Origin of the sequence: Inquilinus sp. (genome assembly GCF_039594555.1) — a bacterium.
Lineage (GTDB): Bacteria > Pseudomonadota > Alphaproteobacteria > DSM-16000 > Inquilinaceae > Inquilinus.
Window position 1 is genome coordinate 1 of sequence record NZ_JBCNNF010000353.1, and the last position, 7,151, is coordinate 7,151.

Sequence of the window (7,151 nt, forward strand, 5' to 3'; positions counted from 1 at the left end):
CCTGGTCCCGCGCTTGGCGGAACAGGGACGCGTAGTCGCCATCGCTCAGGTGGAAGTCGAGGCCGCTGGCATAGACCCGCACCTTGGAATCGCTGCCGCCGAGATACCGGTAGAGCGGCAGGCCGGCCTCCTGGGACGCCAAGTCCCACAGCGCCTGGGCCACCGCCTCCTCGAAGCCGAGCGAGGTGCGGCGGCTGTTGCCGCCGCGGGGCCGGGTGACGCGGTGGATCAGCCCCGCCGGCGCCTGTCCCGCCAGGCCGGGCCACGCCTCCTCGGCGAAGACCCGCTCGATCTCGGCCAGCGCCGGCAACGGATGGAACAGGCTGTGGAAGAAGCCCGTGCCGGTGCGCCCGTCATCGGCGTGCAGCTCGACCACGCCGATATGCGCCTGGGCGATACGGACCTGGCTGTCCCCGATCACCCGGTCGCGGGCGAACTGGAAGCGAGTCAGGGTGAAATCGGTCAGCCGCATGCCGGGCTCCTCCGCACGCCGCCTTCGATGACGGCTATTGATATATCAACATAGATATCAGATATTTCTATTCGTGCAAATTGAATCATCAGGCAAATGAGCCGCGCGCTGAGACCCTCATCCGACGAACGCCCCTCGACACTTCCCGCCGGGGGTGCGCCGAACCTCAGCCGGATTGCCTATGAGCGGTTCAAGGAGGCCCTGTTCGAGCGGCGGTTGCAGCCCGGCGCCTTCATGTCGCAGGCGGAGCTGGTCGAGATCGTGGGGTCGCCGCTAGGCCCGCTGCGGGAGGCGCTGCAGGTGCTGCAGGCCGAGGGGCTGGTGACGATCCGGCCCCGTGCGGGCATCGAGATCGCCAAACCGGATCTGCCGCTCGTCCGCAACTCCTATCAGCTGCGCCTCTTCCTCGAGACACCCGCCATCCGGCACTTCGCCGAGGCGGCGCCGCGCGACCGGATCGAAGCCATGATCGCGCAGCATCGCGAGGTCGTCGGCTGGGTCGACGGGACCGATCTCGACCGCGACCTGGCGCGCCGGATCGAGGAGGTCGACCTCGGCCTGCATCTCGGCGCGATCGACGCGCTCGACAACCCGCTCCTGCGCAGGGCGTTCCTGCAGACGCAGGACTACATCCGCCTGATCCGCCTCGATCACCACTACGCCTATTCGGCGGCGAAGGTGCGGCGGACGATGGCGGAGCATCAGGAGATTTTGGAGGCCTGCCTCGCCAGAGACCCGGATGCCGCCGAGGCGGCGCTCAGAACCCACCTGACGCAATCGATCCAGCGGGCGATGGGACTCTAGGCCGAGGGCCGGCAGTAGTGCCCCCTGACCGGGGCGGCCTTCGAGCCGCGGCCGTCACCATCACCGGGTGATGACGGTGATCGGCGCGAACCGGATCAGGCCGCGGCCTCCGCCTCCTGGTTCGGGCGCCAGGTGATCAGCCGCTTCTCCGTCCAGTCGAGGACGCGGTCGAGCAGCAGCACGAAGACGGAGAGCACGACGATGCCGGCGAACACTCCGGTCGCGTCGAACACGCCCTCGGCCTGCGCGATCAGATGGCCCAGCCCGGCGGACGAGCCGAGATACTCGCCGATGATCGCGCCGACCACGGCGAAACCGACCGAGGTGCGGAGCGAGGACAGGATCCAGCTCGCCGCCGTCGGCAGGTAGACATGGCGGAGCAGCTGGCCGCGGCCGGCGCCGAGGATCCGCGCATTGTTCAGCACGGCACGATTGACCTCGCGCACCCCCTGATAGGCGCTGAAGAAGGTGATGAAGAGGACCAGCGTCACCGCCAGCGCCACCTTCGACCACAGGCCCAGCCCGAACCACGGCACGAAGAGCGGCGCCAGCACCACCCGCCGTGGTCAGTCGGTCGATCCGCACCGCCGGAACATCCATCTCCGCCTGCGGGGTGGGCCCGATCCGGGCCAGGGTCTGCGCGCTCATCTCCGCCTCACTGCGTGTACTGCGCCAGCGCCTTGTCGACGAAGGCGTTGGTGTAGGTCCGGGACAGATCGATCGGGGCCGCCTGCACCGCCTCGTTGAACTGGCGCAGCACGCGCAGCGGCGTCTCCAACGTCGCCGGATCGAACCGGCCATCGGGCGAGAACAGCGTCTTGGCATGGGCGATCGCCGCGACGTAGCTGGCGCGCTCGCCGACCACATAGTCGCTCGGCACCTTGTCGTAGATCTCCTCGGCCGAATGGGAGTCCATCCAGCGCAGCGTCTTCACCGTCGCGTTCACCACCTTCTGCATCCGGGACATCGGCGAGCGCCAGTCCGGCCTGGTGACGATCGCCTGCATCCCGACCGCCGCCTTCTACTTCCTGCCCACCGTGATCCGGCGCTTCAACGGCGAGTTCCCGAAGATCCGGTTCCGCATCATCGACCACGGCGCCAATGAGGGGCTGGAGAGCGTGGCCCGGGGCGAGGTCGAGTTCGGCATCAGCATGCTCGGATCGACCTATCCCGACATCGAGTTCTAGCCGCTGGTCGACGACCCCTTCGTCCTCGCCTGCCGGCGCGACCACGACCTGGCCGGGCGCGACACGGTAACCCTGGGCGGATCTCGCGCCCTACCGCCTGATCACGGTGGGCCGAACCAGCGGCAACCGCATGATCATCGACGCCGCCCTCGGCAAGGCCGGGCAGCGCCTCGACTGGTTCTACGAGGTCATGCACCTGTCGACCTCGCTCGGCCTGGTCGAGGCGGGGCTCGGCATCTCGGTGCTGCCGCGCCTGGCGACGCCGGCGGAGGATCATCCGCTGCTGGTCCGCCGCCCGATCGTGGGGCCGGAGGTTCACCGCACCATCGGCATCATCCGCCGTGGATCCCAGCTGGCGCCGGCCGCCCAAAAGTTCCACCAGATGCTGCTGGCGGCGTGGCGGGATGGCGATGCTTCGACGTCCCGCCCGGAGTGAGTTGGTAGCGTCCGTCCGCGAGTGGACGTCGCATCCTTGTAGTCCCGTCTGAGCTGAGCGCCGCCCTCCTTCCCAGTGCGGCTTAGGAAAATTCGTCGCACGGATCGTGACGAACCGGCGTCCGCGCCTGTTGGTGAAATAGGATCCATCGGAGCGGCCGATGCCGCCGCAGTATGCCCCAGATCTTCTCTCCCGCCGCGGACACCTGGTTCCGCCTCGCGCTGGTCCTGACGGCATTCCTGATCGTCGCCGCCGGGCTGCTGATCGGCGGGACTATGACCTCGAGCTACGCCACCCTGGTCGGATGGCCGCAGAGCCAGCCAGTGCCGTTCAGCCACGAGCACCATGTCGGCGGCCTCGGCCTCGACTGCCGCTACTGCCACACCACGGTGGAGACCAGCCCCCATGCCGGGCTGCCGCCGACCCATGTCTGCATGACCTGCCATTCCCAGGTCTGGACCGACGCGCCGATGCTGGCGCCGGTGCGCGAAAGCCTGGCGAGCGGCCGGCCGATCCCCTGGGTCCGGGTCGCGCGGGTGCCGGACTACGTCTTCTTCAACCACTCGATCCATGTCGCCCGCGGCGTGCCCTGCGCCGAGTGCCACGGCCGGGTCGACCGGATGCCGCTGACCTACCGTGCCGAGCCGTTCCGCATGTCCTGGTGCCTGGACTGCCACCGCGACCCCGCCCCGCATCTGCGGCCGCCCGACCAGGTGACGCGCATGGACTGGTCGGACTGGGGCCGGTCCGACGCCGACAAGGCCTATGGCGTGGCGGCGATGAAGGCCTTCGACATCCACCCCGCCACGCTCGTGGCCTGCGACGTCTGCCACCGGTGAGGTCGTGATGACGCCGCCACTCCATCCCCAATGGCGCGGCCTGGAGCAGCTCGAGGCTTCACCGGTGTTCCGGGCCGCACTGGAGACCGAGGTCCTGGCGCCGGGCGGCACCGGGGTCGGCCGACGGTCTCTGCTGCAGGCCATGGCGGCGTCCCTGGCCCTGGCCGGCCTGACCGCGTGCCAGGAGGATGAGCGCGCCCTGCCCTATGTCGAAGCGCCGGAGACTATCATCCCGGGCCGCCCGAAATTGTACGCCACATCGGTTCGGATGACAGGCTGGGCCATGCCGGTGCTGGGCCGCACCGAGGCGGGCCGGCCGGTGAAGCTGGAGGGAAACCCCGACCATCCGGCCAGCGGCGGCGCCACCGATGCCTTCACCCAGGCGGCGCTGCTCGGCCTCTACGACCCGACCCGCTCGCGCGGGCCGCGCCATCTCGGCCAGCCGGCCAGCTGGGGCGCCTTCGCCGCGGCGATGTCGGCCAATGCGGCGGCGCTGGATGCGCGCGGCGGCGAGGGCTTCCGGCTGCTGACCGGCACCGTCACCTCCCCCACCTTCGCCCAGCAGTGGGCGGAGCTGGCACGGCGCTGGCCTCGGGCCCGCCGACATGTCTGGGAGCCGGTCAGCGAAGATCTGCGGCTGCAGGCAGCGCGCCTGGCCTTCGGCCGGCCGCTGGCGGCGCGGCCGGATCTGGAAGCGGCGGAGGTGCTGGTCAGCCTGGATGACGACCTGCTCGGCCCGGGCCCGCAGCAGACCCGCAATGCCCAAGGCTGGTCGCGGCGGCGCCTGGCCTTCCAGCAGGGCCGGGGCGACAGCCTGGTCTTCGCCGCCGAGCCGACGCCGAGCGCCACCGGCGCCGTCTCCGGACACCGCCTGATCGCGGAGCCGCAGCGCATCGCGCTGCTGATCCAGGCCATGGCTGCAGCGGTGGACAGGACGGCGGGGCCGGGCGGCCTGGACGCGGCGGAGCGCCGCTGGGTTGAGGCTGCGGCCACCGCCCTGCGCACCCATGCCGGGCGATCGCTGGTCACCGTCGGTGCCGGGCACGCGCCGGAGATTCAGGCGCTGGCGCTGCTTCTCAACCACCGGCTCGGCAATATCGGCCCGACCCTGCATCTGACCGAACCGGTGCCGCCGGCGGATGAACCGGGGTCGCTGCAGGATCTCGCCAGCGACATCGCCGCGGGGCGCGTCACCACCCTCGTCCTGCTCGACACCAACCCGATGCTGACCGCGCCCAGCGGGATCGACATGGCGGCACTGATCAGCCGGGTGGATCTGTCGGTTCATGCCGGCCTGCATGCCGACGAGACCGCCGCCGCCTGCCGCTGGCATGCGCCGCTGCAGCACGATCTGGAGAGCTGGAGCGATGGCCGTTCGGTGGACGGGCTGGCCTGCCTGATCCAGCCGCTGGTCCGGCCCTTCTACGACGTCCGCTCGGCCCATCAGATCCTCGACATGCTGGGCGGCCGGTTCGATCGGTCGGACCACGATCTGGTGCAGGAGACCTGGCGCCAAGCCTGGGGGCCCGATTTCGAAACCCACTGGACCAGTGCCCTCACCCGCGGCTTCGTGCCGGACAGCGCACTGGCCCCGGCCGAGGTGCAGGGCGGCGGCGCACCGTCGATCCCGCCCGCACCGGACGAACCTGGCCTGACCGTCCTGTTCCGACCGGAGCCGTCGCTCTGGGATGGCCGCCATCGCGGCAACCCCTGGCTGGAGGAGCTGCCGCGTCCGCTGACCAAGGTGACCTGGGACGAGGTCGTGCTGGTCGCGCCAGCTCTCGCCGCTGCGCATGACCTCCGCAACGGCGACGAGGTGCGGGTCGCGATCGGCAATGCGGTCGTGACCGGCGCCGCCTGGATCATGCCGGGCCAGGCACCGAACACCGTGGTGCTGACGCTCGGCGGCAGCAGCTACAATGCGTCCCGGCTGCGCGGCGGCGACGGCGCCCTGCACCGCGTCGGCGCCACACTGGAGCCGACGGGGCAGCGGCGCGAGATCGCCACCACCCAGCTGCACGGTGCGATGGATGGCTTCGATTTCGTCCGCACCGTCGACCGACCGGACGACGCGGCCGGCGAGAAGCGGGAGGCGCCGAGCTTCTACCCGGCCTGGCCGCAGGAGGACGGGCCGGCCTGGGGCATGTCGATCGACCTCGACCTGTGCATCGGCTGCAATGCCTGCGTCGCCGCCTGCACCGCCGAGAACAACATCGCCATGGTCGGGCGCGAGCAGGTGGCGATGGGCCGGGAGATGTTCTGGCTGCGCATCGACCGCTACTGGCAGGGCGACCCGGCGGCGCCGCAGATCCATTTCCAGCCGGTGCCGTGCATGCATTGCGAGCAGGCGCCCTGCGAGATGGGCTGCCCGGTCAACGCCACCGTGCACAGCCCGGACGGGCTGAACCAGCAGGTCTACAACCGCTGCATCGGCACCCGCACCTGCTCCTCCTACTGCCCGTACAAGGTGCGGCACTTCAACTGGTACGACTTCACCGCCGGCGACCCGCCGGAGCTGCGCGCCGCCCGCAACCCGGATGTCACCGTGCGCAGCCGCGGCGTGATGGAGAAATGCACCTACTGCGTGCAGCGCATCAGCGCCGCCCGCATCGCCGCCAAGATCGAGAACCGGCCGATCCGCGACGGTGAAGCGGTCACGGCCTGTCAGCAGGCCTGCCCGGCGCAGGCGATCGTCTTCGGCGACATCCGCGACCCCGGCAGCGGCGTCAGCCGCCGCAAGGCCTCGCCGCGCGACTACGCGCTGCTGGAGGAGGCGAACACCCGCCCGCGCACCACCTATCTGGCCCGCATCGCCACGGCCAAGCCCGGCCCGGGAGAGACCGGATGACCGACGCCACGGCGAAGATCATCCGCATCCCGCTGGCCTATCCGCAGCAGCGCAACTGGACGGTGCTGTTCGGCATCGCCTGCGCCCTGCTGCTGCTGTTCCTGGTCTCGGCCGGTGTGCTGTTCTGGTGGGGCGTCGGGGTCTGGGGCAACGACATCCCGGTCAATTGGGGCCTGGCCATCTCGAACTACATCTGGTGGCTCGGCATCGGCCATGCCGGGACGCTGATCTCGGCGATGCTGCTGCTGCTGAACGCGCATTGGCGCAACTCGCTGAACCGCTTCGCCGAGGCGATGACGCTGTTCGCCGTGATCTGCGCCGGCCTCTACCCGATCCTGCATCTCGGCCGGCCCTGGCTGTTCTACTGGATGGCGCCCTACCCCAACACCATGGGCATCTGGCCGCAGTTCAAGAGCCCGCTGACCTGGGACTTCTTCGCCGTCCTCACCTATCTCACCGTCTCGGTGCTGTTCTGGTACATCGGCATCGTGCCGGATCTCGCCGCCGTCCGGGACCGGGCGAAGGCCGAGATGGGGTGAACATCGGCTGGTTTGCATGAGAGAGA

8 protein-coding genes and 1 pseudogene are annotated in these 7,151 nt (G+C 70.0%); 6 read left to right on the top strand and 3 right to left on the bottom strand.

Features of this window, described 5'->3' with window-relative positions; translation table 11 throughout:
* A pseudogene (locus tag ABDW35_RS28095) lies at positions 1–472 on the bottom strand (hypothetical protein); the annotation flags it as partial.
* 96 nt (positions 473–568) lie between these two features.
* Here ABDW35_RS28095 and ABDW35_RS28100 point away from each other — a divergent pair.
* Positions 569–1,276, top strand: coding sequence for a GntR family transcriptional regulator (locus tag ABDW35_RS28100; RefSeq protein WP_343717161.1), 708 nt, complete (start codon positions 569–571; stop codon positions 1,274–1,276).
* A gap of 95 nt (positions 1,277–1,371) precedes the next feature.
* On the opposite strand, the gene ABDW35_RS28105 is transcribed toward ABDW35_RS28100, so the two are convergent.
* Positions 1,372–1,830 carry an ABC transporter permease subunit gene (locus ABDW35_RS28105; protein WP_343717162.1) on the bottom strand — a complete coding sequence of 153 codons (459 nt, stop codon included), beginning with the start codon at positions 1,828–1,830 and terminating at the stop codon, positions 1,372–1,374.
* Between the two features lie 101 nt (positions 1,831–1,931).
* A complete protein-coding gene (locus ABDW35_RS28110) occupies positions 1,932–2,282 on the bottom strand; it encodes a hypothetical protein (protein ID WP_343717163.1) in 351 nt (116 codons plus the stop codon).
* Between ABDW35_RS28110 and ABDW35_RS28115 the strand changes: the two genes are divergently transcribed.
* From ABDW35_RS28115 to nrfD, 5 genes are all read left to right on the top strand, one after another.
* On the top strand, positions 2,266–2,463 hold the full coding sequence (locus ABDW35_RS28115; RefSeq protein WP_343717164.1) for a LysR substrate-binding domain-containing protein: 198 nt from the start codon (positions 2,266–2,268) through the stop codon (positions 2,461–2,463). The genes ABDW35_RS28110 and ABDW35_RS28115 overlap by 17 nt on opposite strands.
* Positions 2,464–2,593: 130 nt before the next feature.
* Positions 2,594–2,899, top strand: coding sequence for a LysR substrate-binding domain-containing protein (locus ABDW35_RS28120; protein WP_343717165.1), 306 nt, complete (start codon positions 2,594–2,596; stop codon positions 2,897–2,899).
* Between the two features lie 173 nt (positions 2,900–3,072).
* Complete coding sequence (locus ABDW35_RS28125) at positions 3,073–3,738, top strand: cytochrome c3 family protein (RefSeq protein WP_343717166.1); 666 nt, start codon at positions 3,073–3,075, stop codon at positions 3,736–3,738.
* Positions 3,739–3,745: 7 nt separating this feature from the next.
* A complete protein-coding gene (locus ABDW35_RS28130) occupies positions 3,746–6,586 on the top strand; it encodes a Fe-S cluster-containing hydrogenase (protein ID WP_343717167.1) in 2,841 nt (946 codons plus the stop codon).
* The gene (nrfD, locus tag ABDW35_RS28135; protein ID WP_343717168.1) at positions 6,583–7,125 is read left to right on the top strand and encodes an NrfD/PsrC family molybdoenzyme membrane anchor subunit; all 543 of its coding nucleotides are present in this window, start codon (positions 6,583–6,585) and stop codon (positions 7,123–7,125) included. The genes ABDW35_RS28130 and nrfD overlap by 4 nt, the downstream gene beginning before the upstream one ends.
* Positions 7,126–7,151 lie beyond the last annotated feature (26 nt).

Excerpts from the sequence above, each read along its gene's own strand:
- ABDW35_RS28100 (WP_343717161.1), top strand. The coding sequence starts at position 569 with ATGAGCCGCGCGCTGAGACCCTCATCCGACGAACGCCCCTCGACACTT.
- ABDW35_RS28110 (WP_343717163.1), bottom strand. The coding sequence starts at position 2,282 with ATGCAGGCGATCGTCACCAGGCCGGACTGGCGCTCGCCGATGTCCCGG.
- ABDW35_RS28120 (WP_343717165.1), top strand. The coding sequence starts at position 2,594 with ATGATCATCGACGCCGCCCTCGGCAAGGCCGGGCAGCGCCTCGACTGG.
- ABDW35_RS28125 (WP_343717166.1), top strand. The coding sequence starts at position 3,073 with ATGCCCCAGATCTTCTCTCCCGCCGCGGACACCTGGTTCCGCCTCGCG.
- ABDW35_RS28130 (WP_343717167.1), top strand. The coding sequence starts at position 3,746 with ATGACGCCGCCACTCCATCCCCAATGGCGCGGCCTGGAGCAGCTCGAG.
- nrfD (WP_343717168.1), top strand. The coding sequence starts at position 6,583 with ATGACCGACGCCACGGCGAAGATCATCCGCATCCCGCTGGCCTATCCG.